At 63.9% G+C, this 19,905-nt stretch carries 22 protein-coding genes and 1 pseudogene; 3 read left to right on the forward strand and 20 right to left on the reverse strand.

The features are described from left to right. Positions 1-1,030: 1,030 nt before the first annotated feature. On the forward strand, positions 1,031-1,492 hold the full coding sequence (locus tag HZZ16_RS23615) for a hypothetical protein (RefSeq protein ID WP_197952221.1): 462 nt from the start codon (positions 1,031-1,033) through the stop codon (positions 1,490-1,492). A 379-nt stretch (positions 1,493-1,871) separates the two neighbouring features. Here the strand turns inward: HZZ16_RS23615 and HZZ16_RS23620 are convergent, their stop codons facing one another. Then, the gene (locus HZZ16_RS23620) at positions 1,872-2,066 is read right to left on the reverse strand and encodes a hypothetical protein (RefSeq protein ID WP_197952223.1); all 195 of its coding nucleotides are present in this window, start codon (positions 2,064-2,066) and stop codon (positions 1,872-1,874) included. Between the two features lie 595 nt (positions 2,067-2,661). Continuing rightward, a complete protein-coding gene (gene ald / locus HZZ16_RS23625; protein WP_197952226.1) occupies positions 2,662-3,774 on the reverse strand; it encodes an alanine dehydrogenase in 1,113 nt (370 codons plus the stop codon). Between the two features lie 180 nt (positions 3,775-3,954). Here ald and HZZ16_RS23630 point away from each other — a divergent pair. Continuing rightward, positions 3,955-4,170, forward strand: a pseudogene (locus tag HZZ16_RS23630) (transposase); the annotation flags it as partial. Here the strand turns inward: HZZ16_RS23630 and HZZ16_RS37370 are convergent. Continuing rightward, positions 4,141-4,515, reverse strand: coding sequence for a hypothetical protein (locus HZZ16_RS37370; RefSeq protein WP_246510404.1), 375 nt, complete (start codon positions 4,513-4,515; stop codon positions 4,141-4,143). The pseudogene HZZ16_RS23630 and the gene HZZ16_RS37370 sit on opposite strands and share 30 nt — an antisense overlap. A gap of 106 nt (positions 4,516-4,621) precedes the next feature. On the opposite strand from HZZ16_RS37370, the gene HZZ16_RS37375 reads away from it, so the two are divergent. Next, the gene (locus HZZ16_RS37375) at positions 4,622-4,831 is read left to right on the forward strand and encodes a hypothetical protein (RefSeq protein WP_246510369.1); all 210 of its coding nucleotides are present in this window, start codon (positions 4,622-4,624) and stop codon (positions 4,829-4,831) included. A 90-nt stretch (positions 4,832-4,921) separates the two neighbouring features. On the opposite strand, the gene HZZ16_RS37380 is transcribed toward HZZ16_RS37375, so the two are convergent. The 17 genes from HZZ16_RS37380 to HZZ16_RS23715 form a co-directional block, all read right to left on the reverse strand. After that, positions 4,922-5,854, reverse strand: a complete 933-nt coding sequence (locus HZZ16_RS37380; RefSeq protein ID WP_246510370.1) for a formyltransferase family protein — start codon at positions 5,852-5,854, stop codon at positions 4,922-4,924. An 8-nt stretch (positions 5,855-5,862) separates the two neighbouring features. Next, on the reverse strand, positions 5,863-6,903 hold the full coding sequence (hypE, locus tag HZZ16_RS23640; RefSeq protein ID WP_197952228.1) for a hydrogenase expression/formation protein HypE: 1,041 nt from the start codon (positions 6,901-6,903) through the stop codon (positions 5,863-5,865). Then, the gene (hypD, locus tag HZZ16_RS23645) at positions 6,900-8,042 is read right to left on the reverse strand and encodes a hydrogenase formation protein HypD (protein ID WP_197952230.1); all 1,143 of its coding nucleotides are present in this window, start codon (positions 8,040-8,042) and stop codon (positions 6,900-6,902) included. The genes hypE and hypD overlap by 4 nt, the downstream gene beginning before the upstream one ends. Next, the gene (locus HZZ16_RS23650) at positions 8,039-8,275 is read right to left on the reverse strand and encodes a HypC/HybG/HupF family hydrogenase formation chaperone (RefSeq protein WP_197952232.1); all 237 of its coding nucleotides are present in this window, start codon (positions 8,273-8,275) and stop codon (positions 8,039-8,041) included. The genes hypD and HZZ16_RS23650 overlap by 4 nt, the downstream gene beginning before the upstream one ends. After that, a complete protein-coding gene (gene hypF, locus HZZ16_RS23655) occupies positions 8,275-10,530 on the reverse strand; it encodes a carbamoyltransferase HypF (protein WP_197952235.1) in 2,256 nt (751 codons plus the stop codon). Before hypF ends, HZZ16_RS23650 begins: the two co-directional genes overlap by 1 nt. 2 nt (positions 10,531-10,532) lie before the next feature. Further along, positions 10,533-11,444: a hydrogenase nickel incorporation protein HypB gene (gene hypB, locus HZZ16_RS23660; RefSeq protein ID WP_197952237.1), complete on the reverse strand. Its 912-nt coding sequence runs from the start codon at positions 11,442-11,444 to the stop codon at positions 10,533-10,535. Then, entirely contained in the window at positions 11,444-11,785 is a 342-nt protein-coding gene (hypA, locus tag HZZ16_RS23665) for a hydrogenase maturation nickel metallochaperone HypA (RefSeq protein ID WP_197952239.1), read from the reverse strand. Before hypA ends, hypB begins: the two co-directional genes overlap by 1 nt. After that, positions 11,778-12,863: a hypothetical protein gene (locus HZZ16_RS23670; protein WP_197952241.1), complete on the reverse strand. Its 1,086-nt coding sequence runs from the start codon at positions 12,861-12,863 to the stop codon at positions 11,778-11,780. The genes hypA and HZZ16_RS23670 overlap by 8 nt, the downstream gene beginning before the upstream one ends. Beyond that, complete coding sequence (gene hybE, locus HZZ16_RS23675) at positions 12,860-13,372, reverse strand: [NiFe]-hydrogenase assembly chaperone HybE (RefSeq protein ID WP_197952243.1); 513 nt, start codon at positions 13,370-13,372, stop codon at positions 12,860-12,862. Before hybE ends, HZZ16_RS23670 begins: the two co-directional genes overlap by 4 nt. After that, a complete protein-coding gene (locus HZZ16_RS23680; RefSeq protein WP_197952245.1) occupies positions 13,369-13,578 on the reverse strand; it encodes a rubredoxin in 210 nt (69 codons plus the stop codon). Before HZZ16_RS23680 ends, hybE begins: the two co-directional genes overlap by 4 nt. Further along, positions 13,575-14,438 carry a hydrogenase expression/formation protein gene (locus HZZ16_RS23685; RefSeq protein ID WP_197952247.1) on the reverse strand — a complete coding sequence of 288 codons (864 nt, stop codon included), beginning with the start codon at positions 14,436-14,438 and terminating at the stop codon, positions 13,575-13,577. Before HZZ16_RS23685 ends, HZZ16_RS23680 begins: the two co-directional genes overlap by 4 nt. Then, positions 14,435-14,881, reverse strand: coding sequence for a thioredoxin domain-containing protein (locus HZZ16_RS23690; RefSeq protein ID WP_197952249.1), 447 nt, complete (start codon positions 14,879-14,881; stop codon positions 14,435-14,437). The genes HZZ16_RS23685 and HZZ16_RS23690 overlap by 4 nt, the downstream gene beginning before the upstream one ends. Before the next feature lie 270 nt (positions 14,882-15,151). Continuing rightward, positions 15,152-15,448 (reverse strand): HypC/HybG/HupF family hydrogenase formation chaperone, encoded by a 297-nt coding sequence (locus tag HZZ16_RS23695; protein ID WP_197952251.1) that lies wholly within the window; start codon positions 15,446-15,448, stop codon positions 15,152-15,154. A gap of 27 nt (positions 15,449-15,475) precedes the next feature. Then, entirely contained in the window at positions 15,476-16,054 is a 579-nt protein-coding gene (locus HZZ16_RS23700) for a HyaD/HybD family hydrogenase maturation endopeptidase (RefSeq protein WP_197952253.1), read from the reverse strand. Positions 16,055-16,070: 16 nt separating this feature from the next. Then, on the reverse strand, positions 16,071-16,814 hold the full coding sequence (gene cybH / locus HZZ16_RS23705) for a Ni/Fe-hydrogenase, b-type cytochrome subunit (protein ID WP_197952255.1): 744 nt from the start codon (positions 16,812-16,814) through the stop codon (positions 16,071-16,073). Between the two features lie 9 nt (positions 16,815-16,823). Next, positions 16,824-18,614: a nickel-dependent hydrogenase large subunit gene (locus HZZ16_RS23710; protein ID WP_197952257.1), complete on the reverse strand. Its 1,791-nt coding sequence runs from the start codon at positions 18,612-18,614 to the stop codon at positions 16,824-16,826. A gap of 30 nt (positions 18,615-18,644) precedes the next feature. Beyond that, positions 18,645-19,736, reverse strand: a complete 1,092-nt coding sequence (locus tag HZZ16_RS23715) for a hydrogenase small subunit (RefSeq protein ID WP_197952259.1) — start codon at positions 19,734-19,736, stop codon at positions 18,645-18,647. Between the last annotated feature and the right edge of the window lie 169 nt (positions 19,737-19,905).

A 19,905-nucleotide genomic window follows, 5' to 3' on the forward strand; every position in this document is an offset into this window, starting at 1 on the left:
GGCGTCCGCCCGTTCTTGCTCGGCCTTGATTACATCGGCTGCCGATGAAGACCGAGACTGCAGCGCGCGAAGCTGATCGGCCGCTACGGCACTGTTGGGGGTGCGCGTCCGGTCAGCTTCGCTCCGCCGACCATACCATCAAACATGTGACGTGATCCCTTCAGCGGCCGCTTGACCACGGGCTATCGATGGTGCCAATTACCTTTAACGATCGGGTGCTTCTCCTGCGCGCGATCAGATTGGAACGTTGCGCGGCATCAGATTGGAATACCTGCGCGCGATCATTGGAATCCGCACCTCAATGCGGTCGGCTCGAAATCATGATGCGTCGAGTGGGACCCGTCATAGCCTAGAGGCGGACTGCGACACGCGGGCGCGGAGCCGCCAAGGCTGGGAGCCGACAGGAACGGGACGGCGTCGCGCTCGAATTCGTCTTCATGACGGCCGTGCCGTGGCCGCCGCCGTGACAATTCTGGAACACGTTGCGGTCCTGACCGAAGTAGTCGCGCCGTCTTGCCGTCTGGAGACGATGTGGGCAGTGACAGTCTTGGCTGCGTGCAACTACTGTTTCAGAAACCCAAGAAATCGAGTGGAGTATCTCCGACAACGAAGCGGCTGTTTCCGTTCTTGCCGGAATCGTTGTTGATGCTACCAAAGAGATCGGCAATAAATGTTCCCCGTCGTAGCATTGTACTATGTACCCGCGGTTATACTTAAGCTGTCCTGCGGATGGCATACCGGTTTGGCTAGCTAAGACGGACCGCCACCAGTGGCTGTCACCTGGGTTGCCGTTGTCATACCATCAAGCGCCACAGCCGCGTTGGCCGAGTCCGTTACATTGGCTGATGCGATCCATGGCGATGTGCCAACACTCCATACTTTGCCAGTTTGGCCCGGCTTTCCTCGACCACCTTTCTGCATTCCTTGATCTATCAGCTGGTTGAGAGCAGCGGGGTCGAACGGATCGTGCTGATCGACCTCAAGGCGGCCTGGAATTCCCAACCGGTACCGACATAGTGGGAAGGTGCAGGTGATTTGGGATTTCCGGGAGGTGGTGCGCGTGGTCGAGGGGCTGGTCGCGACCATGGATGCACGCCAAGACCAGATGCGCGACCAAGGTCTTCAGAACTGGCCAGGCGGCCGGACGTTTGTCATCATCGACGCGTACGCGGAGATCCAGAGCGAGATCGATACAGCAGATGGCAAGGAGGAGAAAGCCATTGCCAAGCGCTTGTCGGGCAACCTTGTGCGGATTGCCCGGCGCGCCAGGGCTCTCGGCATTGTGCTGATCTGCGCGTTGCAGAAGCCCACACTGGACGCCATGGATTCGGCGCTCCGGAGCAACCTCGGCTGCCGCACCTGCCTGCGCGTCGGTTCAAACCAACTGGGCCGGGTTGCCGGCGGTACGCCTCTTCATTGTCACCCGGCCGACCATAGGCCAAATCCTCGCCTTTCCAGTTTATGGGTGTCGCGTTCCGACACCAGTCCGTAAGCTTGCGAAGGTTTTCCTTGCTGATCTTGCGCTGGTAATCGCCATGTTTTTCACAATGGGCAAACTGGCCAAACTGGAATTCTCGCCGATTACGAGCAAAATACGAGTCCGGATTCGCCGGGTAAACCTTGGTCAGTCGTTTGATCGCCTCTTGCGTGGTGATGTCTTGCGTCATGGGCGCTCGCTATGCTTCATCGTCAGCGCTTCGACTGCAGCGCGACGGGGCAGCCAGCATGGGGATTGAATGACGAACGTCGAGCTGAAACTGCGGCGCAGCATCAACAAGTTCGAGTGCGTTCTTTCGTCCGAAGGCGATCTCCAAGCGACGCTTTTTCAGGTCGAACGTGAACCGAGCGCTCTCGCGGCTATATGTGACGCGCTAATGACGATCATCGTCATCGACCTCGCCGCCCAACGCGTCGGCGATGTCCTCCAGGCGGTTGACCAGTGAGTCGAACGAATCGTCCATGCTATCGAACTCGACCACCAACTGCTGAAATTCGTCGGAGAAGAGTTCGTCGAGCGCTTCGCGGTGCGCCGCCCAGCCTTGGCGCAGCTCCAGCCGCCAAGTCATGTAATGGGCCCTCGGGTTCTGACCGGTCTCGACGATGTAGCGAAAGGCCGGCGCATCGAGCGTGTCGACTTCCTTCCGAACGTCCTTCCGCCGTGTCGGCAAGCAGCCGATTGCACCAGCCTTCGGCCGATTCCGAGAGTCGGTCAGGCACCTTGATATCCGCGCGAAAAGCCGTACAGGCTGCGAATGGCGCCCGTCTCGGTGCCTTCGGGATCCTCGCTGTTGTTCTTGAGCCGGATGCCAGCAAGCGCCGCATCCGCAGCTCAGCGGCCGATGGCGGCACATAGTGGATCCGGAAGGCTGTTGAATGCCGACAAGCTGGCCTGCGGCATCTGTGTCGCCCTGATCGTCATCTCGTGGGTTATGTAGGGGCGGCACCTCCTAGAGAGGGTAGTTCTGCAACCCTTCACCCGTCAGCCAACGGTCGCGTGTGAGCGCGTCGGGCACGCGCCCCTGCTCACAGTTCTGCAAGAACTAGCTTGACACCTGCCTTGGAGGGCACGTCACACGATGGTGCCATTCCTCCCCAAAAGAGGGCCACTCCGAAGGAGTGGCCCAAGTGAGGGAGGAAATGTCCCCATGGGGACCACTGGGATCAGGCCGCGGCCTGTTCGATCGGTGAGAAGGGTAGGCCTAGACTCTCGGCCACCGCCTTATAAGTTAGCCGGCCCCGATAGACATTGAGGCCTGCGCGCAGATGCGGATTCTCGAGCACGGCTGAAAATCCCTTGTTCGCGAGAGCCAAGCCAAACGGCAGCGTGGCGTTGTTCAATGCCTGGCTTGAGGTGAGCGGGACAGCCCCGGGCATATTTGCGACGCAGTAGTGAATGACGCCGTCCACCTCGTAAGTCGGATCCGCGTGCGTCGTTGGACGCGAGGTCTCGAAGCATCCGCCCTGATCGATAGCTACATCCACGATGACGGAGCCCTTGCGCATTGAGCTCAACATGCCGCGGCCGACCAGCTTCGGCGCGCTGGCGCCGGGAACGAGCACCGCACCAATGACAACGTCCGCGGCAAATACTTCCTCCTCAACGGCGTCTATGGTCGAAAACCTGGTGCGAACGCGCCCCTCGAATAGCTCGTCGAGCTCGCGAAGCCGGGGAATCGAACGGTCGAGGATCGTGACCTCGGCACCCAATCCCGCTGCCATCCGTGCCGCATGGGCACCAACGACCCCGCCTCCGATCACAACGATTCGGGCCGGCTGGACACCGGGCACGCCGCCGATCAACAGTCCCCGCCCGCCGGCGTATCGCCTCAGCGCCGCACCCGCAGCTTCAATCGAAAGCCTGCCCGCAACCTCGCTCATCGGCGCAAGCAGCGGAAGCCCGCCAGCCGCACCAGTAACCGTCTCGTATGCAATGGCCGTACAACCGGACTTCATGAGGCCCTGAGCCTGCTCCGGGTCGGGCGCCAGATGCAGATATGTGAAGAGAATCTGGTTCTCTCGCAGCTGGGTCCATTCCGATGGCTGCGGCTCCTTGACCTTTACGATCATCTCGCTCGACGCAAAGACCTCGCGAGCGGAGTCCAAGATCGTCGCGCCGGCCTTGCGATAATGGTCGTCTGTGGCGCCGATGCCGGCACCGGCCGCTGTTTCGACCAGAACGCTGTGGCCTGCGGCCACATATTCGCGAACAGCGCCAGGGGTCAGGCCCACGCGGTATTCATGCGTCTTGATCTCCTTGGGAACACCGACCTTCATTTGCAATCTCCTCTTCGAGGGCCCCTTCTAATGGGAATCGCGACGCAAACTTGCGAAAGTGAAGCCAAGTCGCGCGGAAATTCCGCGATTTTCCGCTCAACCTCGCAGGATTTCAAAGAAGGGAATGAGACAGATATGGCAATGTCGATGAGCAAGCGTAAGCGATGCATGACCGGCCGGGTGTGCCGTAGGGCCGGAATCAGCCAGGCTGACGTATTTCAATTTGAAGAAGAAGTATGCAGACCTGATGCCTTCGGAGATGAAGCGGCTGCGCCAGCTTGAGGAAGTGAATGCCAAGCTGAAGCGGATCGTCGCCAACCTGTCCCCGCACAAGGTCATGCTTCAAGATGTGCTCTCAAAAATGCTCTAAGGCCTGGCCGCAAGCGCGAGCTTGTCGACAAAGTGCGGTTTGGTCGCGCGCCGCGAGCGATGATCGGCGATGGTCAGCGATATACGCGACTTCGGCACCTTGTGGATGAAGTTATAGCGGGCGACGTGGTAGCTGGGATCGAAGCCGCAGAAGTTGGGCCCCATCCGCCGCAGCTCCTCGTCGAGGTAGGCCTGCAGGGGCTTTTCAATCTCATCCGCCTCGCGGCGTCTTGTCTTGTCGGAAAGGCGTCGTGCAAATCCTGGGTCCGAGCCTGCCTCAGCGGCCAGCCTCACGAGCGCTTCGCGTGCAGGCTCGTTTCCTGCGAGCACACGATCGACGATACCAAGGCGCTGCGCCTCGGCGATACCCATCGGGCAACCGGCACTGCGTGATCCGCCTCGCGTTCCCAGCGCCCGCGCGACGCGGCAACAGATAGGTCCAGTATTCGGAGCCGAAGAGATTGCCCATGTCCTTGTAATGCGGATTGAGGACGACCTGATCACTGGCCCAGACCTCGTCGGCCGCCAGGCTCAAGAACGCGCCCCCGGCACCCGGATTGCCCCGAATGACGGATATCAACAGCCGGTCCGTTGTCTCGATGATCGCGCGCGCAAGATCGTCGATGGCATTGATGTTGCGCCAGGATTCATCGGCGGCGCTGTCGGCGCCTCGATCTCAGCGAGATGAATCCCGTTCGACCAGTAATCGCGGCCGCCGGTCAGAAGCAGTACCTTCGTCGGGCGCGCGAGCGCAGCCCTATAGGCGCTCAGCAGTGCTTCACAGTCGCCGGTCGACATGGCGCCGTTGTAGAACGAGAACTCCAATTCGCCCACCTCGCCATGCTCGCTGTATTGCAGCGGCGCATAGCCGCAATCCGGCCGCCGCGGCAAGCGCGCGGCTTGTTCGGCGAACACCTCTGCCGCAGGTCGCTTCAAGCTCTTCGGTGCAAGCTGCCGCACATGGCCAATCCAGATCGCCCCCATCGACCGTCGCGCGGGCCAAGGCACCATCGCATTGTGCCACGATCGTACCGGGAACACCGGAGATGCCGCGCGCTTCATGGACATCGAACAGCTGCACGTCCTGGAAGAACAGGCTGTCGACCAGGCGTGGCATGCCGTCGGCGCTGTTGATCTTGCGCAGGGCGATTTCCGTCGTGTCGTGCTGCCAGTCGATCGCCCGATCGGACTGGCGGCAGGGCCCGCGCACGCGAATGCGCGCATCGCCCTCCTGCATCGGCTGCGGCGTCGGCTGTCCCGCTTCGATCGCATCGATGGCTTCCAACACCGCGTCGACGGCACCTGACGTCACCTCGTTGCGGTAGACGCTCGATTTTGCCGCGTGCCGCAATGGAAAGGTGCGGAACGCCCACACCGGACCCGCGTCGAACTCGCCGGTCGCCTGCAGAACGGTGACGCCCCACTCCGCCGCGCCCTCGAGAATGGCCCAGTCGGGCGCCGCCGGGCCTCGGTCACCGGGCGGGCCGGGATGGACGATCAGGCAGCGCACGCTGCGCCAGACGTCTTCGGGAATCGCCCGCTTGAGGAACGGCGCGATCACCAAACCCGGCTGGTAGAGCGCGACGCTTTCGCGCGTGACGTCGGCATGGATGTCGAGCTCGACCGAGACCTCATGGCCGCGCTCGCGCAGCTCGACATGCAGACGCTGCGTCAGGCTGTTGAACGAATGCGAGAGCAGCAGGATGGGCATCGTGGGCTTCAACAGATCCGCGGCAATTGCTCGCCGGAGAGCCAGTCGACGATCCGCCCGCCGCCAAAGCTCGTCGCCATCTGCACGAAATGGTGATCGTCGGCGACGGCCTGGCCGATGTCGGCGGCATCGCGGCCGAGCGGATGGGCCCGCATGGCGGCGAGCACCGCGCCGGCGACTTCCGGCGCGACGATCGCGACCAGCTTGCCCTCGTTGGCGACATGGAGCGGATCGAGCCCGAGCAGCTCGCACGCCGCCGCCACCCCCGGCTTGACCGGGATCGCCTCCTCCTGGAGGTGGAAACCGACGTCGGACTGCCGGGCGATCTCGTTCAGCGTGGCGGCGAGCCCGCCGCGGGTGGGATCGCGCATCAAGCGGATACCGCGGCCGCCGGCTTCGACCATCCTGGCGACGAGATCGTTCAGCGCCGCCGAATCCGAGACGATCTCGGTCTCGAAGGCGAGATTCTGCCGCTTCGACATGATCGCGACCCCGTGGTCACCCAGCGTGCCGGAGATCAGTACGCGGTCGCCGACCCGCGCATTCTCGGCCGAGAGATCGAGCCCGTCGGGCACGATTCCGACCCCTGCCGTCGAGATGAACAGGCCGTCGGCCTTGCCAAGCTCGACCACCTTGGTGTCGCCAGTGATGATATGGACGCCGGCATCGCGCGCCGCCTGCCCCATGGACTCCGCGATCAGCTTGAGATCGGCGAAGCGAAATCCCTCCTCGATGATGAAGCTCGCCGAGAGATAGAGCGGCTTTGCACCGGCCATGGCGATGTCGTTGACGGTGCCGTGCACCGCGAGCGAGCCGATATTGCCGCCGGGGAAAAATAGCGGCGAGACCACATAGCCGTCCGTCGTCATCACCATGCGCCCGGCGCCGACATCGAACGCCGACTGGTCGTTGCCGCGCGCCAGCCATTCATTGCCGAAGGCCTCATGGAACAGGCCCGAGATCAACTGCGCCATGGCGCGGCCGCCCGAACCGTGAGACAGGTCGACGCAGCCGTTCCTGATATCGAGCTTGCGCTGATAGGCCTTCATGACGCCCGCCTCTGCTGATGGTCGCGGAAGCGGCCGTAGGTCCAGTGCGCGGCGCAGGCGCCTTCCGAGGAGACCATGCAGGAGCCCATCGGGGTCTCCGGGGTGCAGACGGTGCCAAACAGCTTGCAGTCGACCGGCTTCTTCACCCCGCGCAGGATGGCACCGCATTCGCACGCCGGATTGTCGTCGACGCGAAGCTCGTTCATGCCGAAGCGGATTTCGGCGTCGTATTTGGCGTAAGCGCGCTTCAGCTTCAGCCCGCTATAGGGCACCTGGCCGAGGCCGCGCCATTCGAACTGGTCGCGCAGCTCGAAAATGTCGGAGACCTCCTCTTTGGCACGCAGGTTGCCGTCGCGGGTCACCGCGCGGCTGTACTGGTTCTCGACCTCGTGCCTGTGCTCATTGACCTGCCGCACCAGCATCAGGATGGCCTGCATCATGTCGAGCGGCTCGAAGCCCGAGATCACCACCGGCCTGCCGAATTCTTCTGCGAAGAATTCGTAAGGCGCGGTTCCGATGATGGTCGAGACATGAGCAGGGCCGACAAAGCCGTCGATCTCGACACGGCCGATGTTGCGGATGTCGGGACTCTCCAGAATGTTCTGCATCGCCGGCGGCGTCAGCACGTGATTGCAGAACACGCTGAAATTTGCGAGCTGCTTCTTCTCGGCCATACGGATCATGACCGCCGTCGGCGGCGTCGTGGTCTCAAAGCCGATGGCGAAGAATACGACCTCGCGCGCGGGATTCTCCTCCGCGATCCTGACCGCATGGATGGTGGAGTAGACCATGCGGATGTCGGCTCCGCGCGCCTTCGCTTTCAACAACGAGGCGCCTTGCGAGCCCGGCACCCGCATCAAATCGCCATAGACGCACAGGATGATGTCGGGCCGCATCGCGAGGCGGATCGCCATGTCGATGCGCCCGGCGGGCAGCACGCAGACCGGGCAGCCCGGCCCGTGGATCATCCGCACGTTCTTCGGCAGTAGGTCTTCGAGGCCATAGCGCGAGATCGCATGGGTATGGCCACCGCAGAACTCCATGAAGCGATACGGCCGTCCGGCATGGGCCCCCGTGCGGATCGTCTTCGCAAGCCCGAGCGCGATCTCCTTGTCGCGAAACTCGTCTGCATATTTCATGGCGAGACCCCCTCTCCTTCGGCGCTGAGCTCGCGCAACAGCTCGAGCGTCCGCCGCGCCTCTTCCGGATCGATCTTGGTCAAGGCGTGGCCGACATGGATAATCACGTAATCGCCGACGGCGAGGTCTTCGATCAAGGCGACCGAGATCTCCTTGCTGACGCCGTCGATCGAGACGATGGCCATCTCGTCGGGCAGGAGTTTCGTGACCTCTGCCGGTATCGCCAGACACATCAGGCGGTTCCTTCCAGGGCTTGCCGTTCGAGGAGCGTTAGCGCGGCGATCCAGGCCTGACCGAGGCTGAGGCCGCCGTCGTTGGGCGGCAGCTGGCGTTGCAGCAACGGCGTGAGGCCGGCTGCTCTGCAGCCGCGCTCGATCTCGGCGCTGAGGATCGCGTTAAGGAAGCAGCCGCCGCTCAAGGCGACGGTCGTGATGCCGGTCGCATCGGCCGCGCGATTGATCCAGTCGACGCAGGCTGTGGCCAGCGTGCCGTGGAACAGCTCGGCGCCTTGGGCCGGATCGATCGTCTCGTCGGCCAGGCGCGCGAACAACGGAGACAGGGACAGCACGCCGTTTTCGATGGTCCAGCCGTCCTCCGCGATGGGCCGTGTGCGGACGCGTGCTTCCAATTTCATAGCAGCCTCGCCCTCGTAGCTCTGCACCGGGCAGAGACCCAGCAGCCCCGCCGCCGCATCGAACATCCGGCCTGCGCTGGTCGTCATCGGCACGCCGGAATGCTCGAGCATGGTGCCAAGGCGCGCGGCCTGCGGCTGTGCACCGAACCGGGTCGCGACAACGCCGCCACGCCTGAGGCCATGCAGCACGCTCGCGGCCATGCGCCACGGCTCGCGCGCGGCACGATCGCCACCGGGCATCTTCATCGGCGCCAGATGCCCGAGCCGCCGGAACTGAGCGCCATCGCACAACAGGAGCTCGCCGCCCCAATTGCCGCCGTCGCTGCCATAGCCGAAGCCGTCGAGAACCAACGCCAGCACCTCGTCTGCGACGCCATGCTCCGCCATTACCGAGGCCGCATGGGCATGGTGATGCTGGACCGCGATCAGCGGCTTTCCCCTGGACTCGGCAAAGCGGGTCGAAGCCATGTTCGGATGCAGGTCATGGGCAATGACGACCGGCTCGACGTCGAGCGTCGAAAGCAGGTGATCCACCGTCTCCTCGAAAAAGCGGTGGCCTGCCGCAGTGTCGAGGTCGCCGATGTGCTGGGAGACGAACGCCTCGTTGCCGCGCGTGACCGTCACCGTCGATTTCAATGCGCCGCCGACGGCGAGGATCGGCGGCACCGACCGGGCGAGGCGAACCGGATCGGGCACGTAGCCGCGCGCGCGGCGGATGAACTGCGTCCGGCCCGCGACGCATGCGGCCACGGAATCGTCGGCCCGGGTGACGATGTCGCGGTCATGCGTGACGATGAGATCGGCAATGCCGGCAAGGCGCCGCTCGGCCTCGCCGTTGTCGATCAGGAGCGGCTCGCCGCCAGGATTGGCACTGGTTGCGACGATCGCCCAACTTGCGCAGGCCCGCTGCTGCGTCCCATTGAGGGCTTCGAAGATCAGGTGATGAAGCGGCGTGACCGGCAGCATGATGCCGAGGCGCGACAGCTCCGGTGCGATGGCCGGCGCGAGACGTTGGCGCGAGGCCATCAGCACGATCGGCCGCGGCGACGTCTCGAGCAGCGCGAGCTCGGCGGCATCGGCCTCGGCGAGGTGGGCGACCGCCTCCACCGAGCCGACCATCACGGCAAAGGGTTTCTGATCGCGCTGCTTGCGCCGCCGAAGGCGCCGCACGACATCGTCGTCGCGGGCATCGCAGAGAAGCTGATAACCGCCGAGCCCCTTAATCGCGACGATCTTGCCGCCTGCGATCGCGGCGGCAATGTCCGCGACCTCATGGCTGAGCCTCGGTCCGCAATCCGGACAGGCGATCGCCTCGGCATGGAAACGGCGGCTGCTCGGGTTGGCGTAATCGTCCGCGCAGGCTCTGCACATCGCAAAGCCCTTCATTGCGGTGGTTGCGCGGTCATAAGGCAGCCGCTCGGCAATGGTGTAACGCGGGCCACAATGGGTGCAGTTGATGAACGGATAGCGATAAAAGCGGCTGTTCGGGTCGAACAGCTCGCGCAGACATTCGTCGCAAGTCGCAGCGTCGGCGACGATGCGGGTCGATACCCTGCCCTGCTCGCTGGCGCGGATGCAAAACTCCGCACTCGCGACCGCGCCGACCGGCTGCACCGAAATTTCGTCGATCCGGGCCAGCGGGGGCTTTTCGAGCCGCAGCGCTGTGACGAAGTCGGCTGCACGCTCGCCCTCGACCTCTATGACCACCCCGTGCGGGTCGTTGGCGACGAAGCCGCCGAGCCGATAGCGCGTGGCGAGACCGTAAACATGCGGACGAAATCCGACGCCCTGCACGGCACCGCGCACGTGCAGTCGCAACCTCCTCCCGTCGTGCGCGCTCGTCCCCCCGTCCATCGTCAACCCTGCGCAGTTCTCTCAGCCTGCTTCAGCTTCGCCCAGCGCTTGCGGATCCAGGCATAGAAGGCGGAAAACCCCTCGCCCGTGCGCGCCGACACCGTCATCACCTCGATGCCCGGATTGACCCGCCGCGCATATTCGACCGTCCTGGCAAGGTCGAAGTCAAGCACCGGCGCGAGGTCGATCTTGTTGATCAGCATCAAGGCGGAAGCCGCGAACATGTCGGGATATTTCAGCGGCTTGTCCTCGCCCTCGGTGGTCGAGAACACCACGATCTTGCAGGCTTCGCCGAGATCGAAGGCCGCAGGACAAACGAGGTTGCCGACATTCTCGATGAAGAGAAGGCCGCCGTTCAGCCAGGGCAGCCGGTCATAGGCCTCGCCGACCATGGCCGCATCGAGGTGACAGCCCTTGCCGGTATTGACCTGGATGGCGGCAACGCCGGTGGCGCGGATGCGCTCGGCATCGTTGGAGGTCTGCTGGTCGCCCTCGATCACGCCGATCGGAAAACTGTCCTTCAATTCCGAGACCGCACGGACGAGAAGCGATGTCTTGCCGGCGCCGGGGCTCGACACCAGGTTGAAGACGAGCACCTCGTCGGCGCGGAAGCGCGCACGGTTGTCGGCCGCGAGTCGGTCGTTCTTGCCGAGAATGTCGCGTTCGACCTGGATGATGCGCTCGCTGCTCATGCCGGCGATCGTCTGCCCGGCCGGGTTGGCACTGCGGTCAAGCAGTCCGGCATCGCCCGTCGCGAGATCGTGGTGAGGATCGTGGTCATGCCCATGACCGTGATGGTGATGGTGATGATGATGATGCCCATCGTGACCATGGTCATGGTCATGGCCATGATGATGATCATGCGCATGTTCGATGGATGCCTTGCCATCGCTGCAGCCGCAGACCGTACACATCAGTCGACCTCCAATTCCCGCACGCGCATCTCTTCGCCACCCGTGACCTGCAAATGATAGCCGGCGCAGGACGGGCATGGCTCGTAGCGCTGCTTGATCTCGACGCTCTTGGAACAATCCATGCACCAGGCCGTGCCCGGCGTCGCCACGATCTCAAGCCGGGCGCCTCGCGCGATGGTCCGGGCCGCAACGGCCTCGAAGCAGAATTTCAACGCCTCCGGCGCCACATGGCTGAGAGCGCCGATCTCGAGGCAGACCACGTTCACCTTGGCGAAGGCGCGCTTGCGCGCCTCCTCCTCGACGATGCCGATGATACCCTCGCACAGTGCCATCTCATGCATGGCCGGCCTCGCGGAAGTCGAGGTTGAAGCCGACGCAAGGATCGAACGAGCCGACCAGCGCACGCACCGCGTCCTGGCCCCGCCGGCCGGCGGCCAGCATCGCACCCTTGAGCATCCGGACCAGCGGTCCCCGCGCGTGGAAATTCCACTCGGTCGGTGCCAGGAATTCGAAGCTCACGATGCGCTCCGCCTCGTCGAGCGCGACCGCGTGGTAGAGCCGGCCTCGCGCACATTCGACCGCGGCCGCCGCCTTGCCAGGGCCGAGCCGGTAGCTCGCAACGACACCGTCGTCGAGGCTGGCCTCGCCATGGAGCCAGGCACAGAGCCGCGCGACCTCGGCGATGCGCGCCTCGAGCCGCGCCGCCGGGCTCGCCGCTGGCGGGACGGGCTCGCGCTGAGCCCGGCGCGCCCAGACGCCGGTCTCCGGAATTCTGCCGCAGAGATCCGGCGCATCGGAATAGGCTGGCCCGTCCGCGAGCAGACGCGTGACGATGTCGAGATCATCGGCGGCGGTCAGGAATGATGGCTCGACCGCCGGCGGCGACAATCCCTTGCTCTCGCAGCGTGCGACATAGACGGCCAGCGCGCTGCCGGGCGCGAGGGCCGGACCTTCGCCAACAATCCCCAGTGCGGCGAGCGCAGCCCTGATCTGTGCCACGGCCTCGCGCCGCGCAGCTTCCGGTACGCCTTCGCTCGCCACGCCGAGAACCGCGCTCGCCTGCATCATGGCGCGGACGGCACCGGCGCTGCCGCCGTCGAGTGCAATTCCTCCAACGAACAGGCCCCGCAACAACTCGGTCAGGCGTTCGGCAACCACCGCCGTGACTCGACGGAGTGCAGCCGCTTGCGTCGCCTCCTGCCCAGAAGCGGTCTCGATCGCCGTCAGATATGCCACCTGATGCGCGACCGAGCAGAGCGAGAACAGCCGCGGCAACACCGGAACCAGGGACGCCGCGGGCTTTCCCGCAAACAGCCGCGTCAGCGGCGGCCGGCTGCGCGGCCGGATCGCGACATCGGCGATGGTGGCGCCGGCGAGCCACACCGTGATGTCGATCTCGTTGCGGAAGACCAGGCTCATCCGCGCCGCTCCGTCAAGGCACCACGCAGAAAGTTACGCCGATCGATCTGACTTGTCGCAGGCGCGCGGCGGCGGACCGCCTCCTCGCTGTCCGCCGGCAGCATCAGCTCCGCCAGTGCGGCTTCGGCCGTTGCCCGGGCGGCGGCCATGTCGGCGAACTCGAACATCGGCGAGAACAGCGAGCAGCTCGCGACCCGGCCCATTTGTCCGACCTCGCTGAGGGTGAATTCGATATCACCTGCGGGAAAGCGGATTCGCGAGTTCGAGCCCGCCGTCTCCCGCGCCGCACTTGCCGGCATCACCACGTTCATGAACCACGGCGTGACCATGATGCCGACCATCGTGCCATTGAAGGAGCGGAAACCGACCGCCTCGACGCCGAGCGCCTGGTTGTAGATCGGCAGATCTTTCATCGCGCGATCGCCGATCTCGCGATAGCTTGCGGCCAGGAGCTCGCCCCACGCCGCGGCGTCCCGGTCGCGAGCAGGATTGGGGGCGCTCCCCATCATGCCTCGATCGCCATGAATTTGGATTTCGGCGCGTCGCAGTTCGGGCAATGCCAGTCCTCCGGCAGCGCCGCGAACGGCGTGCCGGGCGCGATCTGGGCGACCTCGTCGCCATCGGCGGGATCGTAGATGGTCCAGCAGATGCCGCATTCGAGCCGCGTCACGTCGGCAACGTCCTGGCGCACGCCAAAATTCTCGAAGGCGCTCATTTGAAATAGGCCTCGATGATTTCCTGCAGCCGCTCGGCGGAATCCTCGAAATCCTCGTCCGCCGCGAGCGCGACGGTCGGCACCCCGCCGACTTCCAGCGTGTCGAGAATGATGGTGTCCATGGCGTTGAAGAACTGCACCGACCAGACATTGCGTATGCCCGTCGACAGCACCCGGCAGGTGCCATAGCCGCGCGACACGAGCTGGATCGGTCCGTTCCGGATCGTCTCCTGCAGGAAGCTCATATCGACCGGGCTCATCGGCAGCAGCGTGAAATTGATGATCTGCGAGCGGGTGCCGGGACGCCAGGCCAGCGCGCGCTCGCGAATCTCGGCGAGCACCGGCAGCACGTTCATGGCGCCCTCCGGCGCCTGCCCGATCTCGAAATCGGCGGACGTCAGGTCGGCGGCCGCGCGCTTGACGATCTCCGGGATGGCGCCGATCTCGATATATTCGGAGGCGGCGTCGGTCTTGAGCCGCACGCGCCAGATCCCCGCCAGAACCGATTCCTGGATCTGCGCCAGCGAACCGTCCGGAAGCGCGACGACGCCGCCGACCTCGCCTTCGCCGAGCACGTCGGCGACGAGCTTGCTCTCGAGATCGTTGAGGTTGGCGAGCCGGAACAGCTGGTTCGGCGCGTCCGCCTTTTGCTCCGCGATGGCTGCCGCCATCTTCGAGAGCAGCGCCACCGCGTTAGGACAGCGCTTGGCGAGCTCCGCGCTGTCGAGCGTTGCAAGCCGCGCGAGCGCGCCAGCTGCCGTCAGGCTGCCGCTCGCCGCATTGAGACTCTCCTCCCCGATCGGAAACACGCTGACCGGTTGCTCGGCGCCTTCGGGCGCATCCCAGAAGCCGACCTTCATGGCGCGACACCTTGTGTGCGATGCTGGGGAACGATGGTGACGGCGACGGCGGCGCACTGCCCGCGCGGCCGGTCGATCAATTTCGTGATGCGGTCGATATAGACCGACCAATCCTGAATCTTGGCGATCAGCCCCAGTGTTTCGCCCCTGGCGACGAAGATCAGCGTCGGTTGCACGCGCACACCGAAGCGCTCGCCGAGCGCTCGCTCGGCATCGCGCGCGATGACCGCGCCACGCAGCCGGCCTCCGAATGCGGCGATCAGCTCCGGCAGCACCACGGCGAGGTCGGTCGCCTCGGGAAAGCGGTTGGGATCGCCTGCGGACAGCAGCACCGCGATCGCACCGGCCTCGTCGGCCCCGCCCAGAAATTCATCGACCGTCGCGGCGTCGACCTCAGGCAGGCCGTGCCGCGTCAGACCATGCTTCCCCACCTGGAATTCCATCAGACCTCCCCTGGCAAGCTTATGTTTTCGCTTCGAAATGGGGTTAGCAAGGCACATGCCAGGATAGACTAGCAATCCTCCCGGATTATCCGTTTGATCTACATCATGTATTTTCGAGCGCGCAGAAGGGCGCATACATTGATGGTAAGATGCTTTCCGGTTTTGGATGGAATTCATCTTTGCAGAGAGAAAGATAACTTCCAGGCTAGCCTGCAGCCAGCAAGCCGATTGCCGCGGCGGGGTGCGCCAGCGCAGGTGCCGGCGGGTCGCTTACTCGGAGCGAAGATGTGCGGGCAGTTGCGGCTCGCGGTTGATCAGATCCGCGAAGAAGCGATCGCAATCCTCGCCGTCGAGCGCAGCACCGAGACCGTCGATGGCGGCGCCGATCAGGCGCGCCTCTTCCTCGTCCAGAAGCCGGATCGCGCTATCGATGTAGACGAGCACGTGAGCACCGACCGGCGGATTGGACAGCAGCAGCACCGAGACGCGGCGCTGTTCGCCACGAAATTCGCACAGTGCCGACATCCCATCGGTCTCGACAATCGTCATTGGCAGGCCGAGGCACATCGCGCGTTCTCCAGACGGCCGCGCCGGTCAGACCGGCCGCATCTCGTAATTGAGATGATCGATGTCGTTGGCGAGCAGCCGCTCGGATGCCACCAAGGGTTCGCCGCGCTGCTGCACCTCGATGCGCCAATCGGCCAGGATCCGGCAGGCGAGCTCGATCGCAGGCGCGATCTGGTCGCGCACCGGCTGCGTCAGCGGCCCGCCCCAGTCTTCGAGATCGAGCGGCTGGCAACCGATCAGGACGAGGTGCTTCGGGCAGCGGCCGAGCAAATCGGCCGCGCTGATCACCTCCTGGAAGCCGGTCTGGTGCAGGCTCATCTTCTTGGCGCCGGTGAAGCGCGGCACCTCGTCGTCGCGCACCAGCTTCAGCTGGCCCGGCTCGAGGCCATAGTCGATGGCGTCGAACACGATCAGGCGATCGGCCTCCTCCAGGTAGTTCACGAGGTAGAGGCCCTGCGTGCCGCCGTCGAGAATGGTGACGTTGTCGGGCACGGCGTGGCGGCGGTGGAATTCTTCCACCACGCGTACGCCAAAGCCCTCGTCGGCCCACAGGATATTGCCGATGCCGAGCACCAGGATGCGGTCGTTTTGCGAAGATTTCGACATCGGTCGCGTTCCCGTCTCAATCGCGGAATTGCCGTTCGCCTGATATCATCGAGGAGACGATGCTCTGGCGCGACATGATGTCTTCGCGGACCGCCGCGTAGATGTGGACCATCACGAACATCACCAGCGCCCACATGCCGAGGTGGTGCCAGGTGTGCACGTCCTGGCTGTTCGGCCAGATCGCGAACACCCAGCCGAACAATTTGTGCTGCCAGCTGTCGATCCCGGTGCCCTCGGAATAGAGCGCAAAGCCGGTGACGATCATGAAAGCCACGAACAGGGTGAAGCCCGTGAACATCGCCGTTTGCGACAGCGGATTATGGCCGACATACATCTTCGGCTTGCGCTCCAGGAACGCGTACCAGCGGATCTCGTGCAGCACTTCCTTCCAGAACTGCTTGCGATGAACCGGGATGTAAAAGATCTGCCGGGAGTGGTGGTTGCCGACGAAGGCCCACAAGAAGCGCGTGAGGAAGAAGACCGCGAGCACCTGTCCGGCGGCGAAATGGGCAAAGCGGATGTAGCCCATGACGAAGTTGTCAGACGCTTCGCCGGCGACCGTCGGCAGCGGCGATCCGATGAAATAGCCTGTCACCATCAGCACGAGAATCGAAAACGCGTTCACCCAGTGGCAGATCCGGACCGGCGCTTCATAGACGTAGACGGTGGGCCTGCCCACCGCACGTTCTCCGGAAGCGTCGGCGGCGATCGCGGAGAGGTCCGACCTGACGTCCGAACCGGGAGCAATGGCATCCATCATCGCCGCCTCCTACCTGATCTTGACCTTGGCGAATTCCTGACCGTCCGGACTCATGACGTGCGTCGAACAGGCAAGGCACGGATCGAAGGAATGGATCGTGCGCAGGATCTCCAGGGGCTGCTCGGGATTGACCATTGGCGTATTCATCAACGACGCCTCGAAGGCGCCGATGTTGCCCTTGGGATCCCTCGGCGAGCCGTTCCAGGTGGTCGGCACCACGCACTGGTAATTGTCGATCTTGGTGTCCTTGATCCTGATCCAGTGCGCGAGCGCGCCGCGGGGTGCCTCGGTGAAACCAACGCCCTTGGCCTCCTTGGGCCAGCTCTCCGGCTTCCATTTGTCCACGTTCGCCGTCGAGCTGTCGCCGGCCTTGATGTTGGCGACGAGCTTGTCCTGGAAGTAGCGCATCTGGCGACCGGCCCAAACGGACTCGAGCGCGCGCGCCGCCGTGCGGCCGAGCGTCGAGAACAGCGCCGAGGTCGGCAGGTTCAGATCTTTCAGGAATTTGTCTACGGGATCCTTGAACTCCGCCTTGTTCTGAGCGTAACCGACGACCCAGCGCGCCAGGGGGCCGACCTCCATGGCGTGCCCGCGCCAGCGCGGCGCCTTGATCCAGGAATATTTGCCGGCCTCGTCGAGCTGCTCGATCGCGGTCTTGGTCCCCTTCGCATTGGCGCCCAGCACGAAGTTCGGCTCGGTGACGCCGTCCCAGGGATGCAGGCCCTTGGTCTCGTCGGGGTATTTGTACCAGGAGTGCACCACGAACTCCTGGATCTCGTCGGGGTTGGCGAGATCGACCGGAAATACTTCCGAGAGATTGCCGTTGATGATGGCCCCGCGCGGCAGCTTCAGACTCTTGGCGGAATAGTCGTTGGCGTGTTCGGGCACGTCGCCATAGGCAAGCACGCTCTTGCCAGAGAGGCCGGCGCCATAGAGCCAGTCCTTGTAGAAGGAGCCGATCGCCGCGACGTCGGGCAGATAGACCTGCTCGTTGAACTGGATCAATTGATCTATGATCGAGCAGATCAGGTTCAACCGCTCCATGTTGATGGCGCCGACCGCGCCGGTGCCGTCGACATTGATCGGACAGGGCACGCCGCCGACCAGCCAGTTCGGATGCGGGTTCTTGCCGCCGAAGATGGTGTGGATCTTGACGATCTCCTTCTGGAAATCGAGCGCTTCGAGATAATGCGCAACCGCCATCAGGTTGGCCTCGGGCGGCAGCTTGTAGGCCTTGCTGCCCCAATAGCCGTTCTTGAACGGTCCCAATTGCCCGGATTCGACGAACTTCTTCAGCCGGGTCTGCAAATCCTTGAAGTAGCCCGGCGAGGACAGCGGCCAGCTCGAGATCGACTGCACCAGCGTCGAGGTCGCTCGCGGATCGGCCGAGAGCGCGGAGACCACGTCGACCCAATCGAGCGCATGCAGATGATAGAAGTGGACGACGTGGTCGTGCACCTGCAGGGCGAGCTGCATCAGGTTGCGGATCGAGTTGGCATTCTCCGGGATGGTGATTCCGAGCGCGTTCTCCACCGCACGCACCGACGTCAGCGCGTGCGTTCCGGTGCAGACGCCGCAGATCCGTTCGGTGAACGCCCAGGCGTCTCGTGGATCGCGGTTCTTGAGGATCACCTCGATGCCGCGCCACATCGTGCCGGTCGAGACCGCGTTGCGGATGACGTTGTCGGCGTCGACGTTGACCTCGACCCGCATGTGGCCTTCGATACGAGTCACGGGATCGACGACGATGCGCTTGCCGGAATTGTCGAGATTGAAGCCGTTGGGAGTCTGGATACCCATAGTCGTCCCTGCCCTGATGTCTCTTTTTGCTCAGCTATTATGGTCCGCGTCTTCGCGCTTTGACGCGAGCCGCTTCACCGCCGTCACGGCCGCATGCGCAGCTACCGCGGCGCCGACGACGCCGGCCGCCGCCATTCCGATCTGGTCGGCGTTCTTCTCGATGCCAAACTGCTTGATGTTGGTCAGACGATCATAGAATGAGCCCTTGTCCCAGAAGCCGTCCTCCGAGCAGCCGATGCAGCCGTGGCCCGATTGGATCGGAAAGGAGACACCGCCGTTCCAGCGTACGGTCGAGCAGGCATTGTAGGTGGTCGGACCCTTGCAGCCCATCTTGTAGAGGCAGTAGCCCTTGCGCGCGGCCTCGTCGTCCCACTGCTCGACAAACTGGCCGGCGTCGAAATGCGGGCGGCGGTAACACTTGTCGTGGATGCGCTGCGAGTAGAACATCTTCGGCCGGCCCTGGCGGTCGAGCTCGGGCAGCTTGCCGAAGGTAGTGATGAAGGTGACCACGCCGGTCATCACTTCGGCGATTGGGGGGCATCCCGGCACCTTAATGATCGGCTTGTTCGTGATAACCTTGTCGATGGGGGTCGCTTGTGTGGGATTGGGTTTGGCCGCCTGGACGCAGCCCCAGGACGCGCAGGCCCCCCAGGCGATGATCGCCATGGCATCCTCGGCCATCATCTTTAGCTTCTCGACGAACGGCTTGCCGCCGTCGATGCAGAACATGCCGCCTTCGTTCAGCGGCGGGTTGCCCTCCACTGCGAGGATGTACTGGCCTTTGTGCTTGACGCGGGTTTCCCCGAGAATGGCCTCGGCCTGGTGGCCCGCGGCCGCCATGATGGTATCGTCGTAGTCGAGCGAGATCATCGACAGCACGGCGTCCTTCACCAGCGGATGGGCGGACCGGATGAAGCTCTCCGAGCAGCAGGTGCATTCGAGCCCGTGCATCCAGATGACGGGCACGCGCGGCTTGGTCTCGAGCGCATTCGCGATACGGCTCGCCGCGAGCGGGCCGAGCCCGAGGCTCGTCGCCGTCAGGCTGCAGAATTTGTGAAAGCTCCGACGCGTGATGCCTTGTCGCCTGATCACGCTGTAAAACGTTTCCGTCGCCGCGCCCATATTTCCTCCCGCCTCGGCTTTGACTTTTCGATGACGCCAAAGACAGCAAGAAGCAGGCCAACGATTTGGAGCGATTCAAAAGTAGAGAGATTTCAAACCCTTGCGTGTTGAATTGCGCAACGGAGTGGGACGCGACGGTGCTGAACCCAGGAGAAGCGGAAACAACACG

The sequence above is a fragment of the Bradyrhizobium glycinis genome (assembly GCF_016031655.1).
In the GTDB taxonomy this organism is placed as follows: Bacteria; Pseudomonadota; Alphaproteobacteria; order Rhizobiales; family Xanthobacteraceae; genus Bradyrhizobium; species Bradyrhizobium glycinis.

Coding starts and splice junctions, on each gene's coding strand:
- HZZ16_RS23685 (WP_197952247.1), bottom strand. CDS start 14,438: ATGAAGGTCGGCTTCTGGGATGCGCCCGAAGGCGCCGAGCAACCGGTC.
- HZZ16_RS37380 (WP_246510370.1), bottom strand. CDS start 5,854: ATGCCCATCCTGCTGCTCTCGCATTCGTTCAACAGCCTGACGCAGCGT.
- HZZ16_RS23620 (WP_197952223.1), bottom strand. CDS start 2,066: ATGACTTGGCGGCTGGAGCTGCGCCAAGGCTGGGCGGCGCACCGCGAA.
- hypE (WP_197952228.1), bottom strand. CDS start 6,903: ATGAAGGCCTATCAGCGCAAGCTCGATATCAGGAACGGCTGCGTCGAC.
- hypD (WP_197952230.1), bottom strand. CDS start 8,042: ATGAAATATGCAGACGAGTTTCGCGACAAGGAGATCGCGCTCGGGCTT.
- HZZ16_RS23670 (WP_197952241.1), bottom strand. CDS start 12,863: ATGAGCCTGGTCTTCCGCAACGAGATCGACATCACGGTGTGGCTCGCC.
- hypB (WP_197952237.1), bottom strand. CDS start 11,444: ATGTGTACGGTCTGCGGCTGCAGCGATGGCAAGGCATCCATCGAACAT.
- HZZ16_RS23690 (WP_197952249.1), bottom strand. CDS start 14,881: ATGGAATTCCAGGTGGGGAAGCATGGTCTGACGCGGCACGGCCTGCCT.
- hybE (WP_197952243.1), bottom strand. CDS start 13,372: ATGATGGGGAGCGCCCCCAATCCTGCTCGCGACCGGGACGCCGCGGCG.
- HZZ16_RS37375 (WP_246510369.1), top strand. CDS start 4,622: ATGCGGATTGAGGACGACCTGATCACTGGCCCAGACCTCGTCGGCCGC.
- cybH (WP_197952255.1), bottom strand. CDS start 16,814: ATGATGGATGCCATTGCTCCCGGTTCGGACGTCAGGTCGGACCTCTCC.
- hypA (WP_197952239.1), bottom strand. CDS start 11,785: ATGCATGAGATGGCACTGTGCGAGGGTATCATCGGCATCGTCGAGGAG.
- ald (WP_197952226.1), bottom strand. CDS start 3,774: ATGAAGGTCGGTGTTCCCAAGGAGATCAAGACGCATGAATACCGCGTG.
- HZZ16_RS37370 (WP_246510404.1), bottom strand. CDS start 4,515: ATGGGTATCGCCGAGGCGCAGCGCCTTGGTATCGTCGATCGTGTGCTC.
- HZZ16_RS23700 (WP_197952253.1), bottom strand. CDS start 16,054: ATGTCGAAATCTTCGCAAAACGACCGCATCCTGGTGCTCGGCATCGGC.
- HZZ16_RS23695 (WP_197952251.1), bottom strand. CDS start 15,448: ATGTGCCTCGGCCTGCCAATGACGATTGTCGAGACCGATGGGATGTCG.
- HZZ16_RS23680 (WP_197952245.1), bottom strand. CDS start 13,578: ATGAGCGCCTTCGAGAATTTTGGCGTGCGCCAGGACGTTGCCGACGTG.
- HZZ16_RS23715 (WP_197952259.1), bottom strand. CDS start 19,736: ATGGGCGCGGCGACGGAAACGTTTTACAGCGTGATCAGGCGACAAGGC.
- HZZ16_RS23710 (WP_197952257.1), bottom strand. CDS start 18,614: ATGGGTATCCAGACTCCCAACGGCTTCAATCTCGACAATTCCGGCAAG.
- hypF (WP_197952235.1), bottom strand. CDS start 10,530: ATGGACGGGGGGACGAGCGCGCACGACGGGAGGAGGTTGCGACTGCAC.
- HZZ16_RS23650 (WP_197952232.1), bottom strand. CDS start 8,275: ATGTGTCTGGCGATACCGGCAGAGGTCACGAAACTCCTGCCCGACGAG.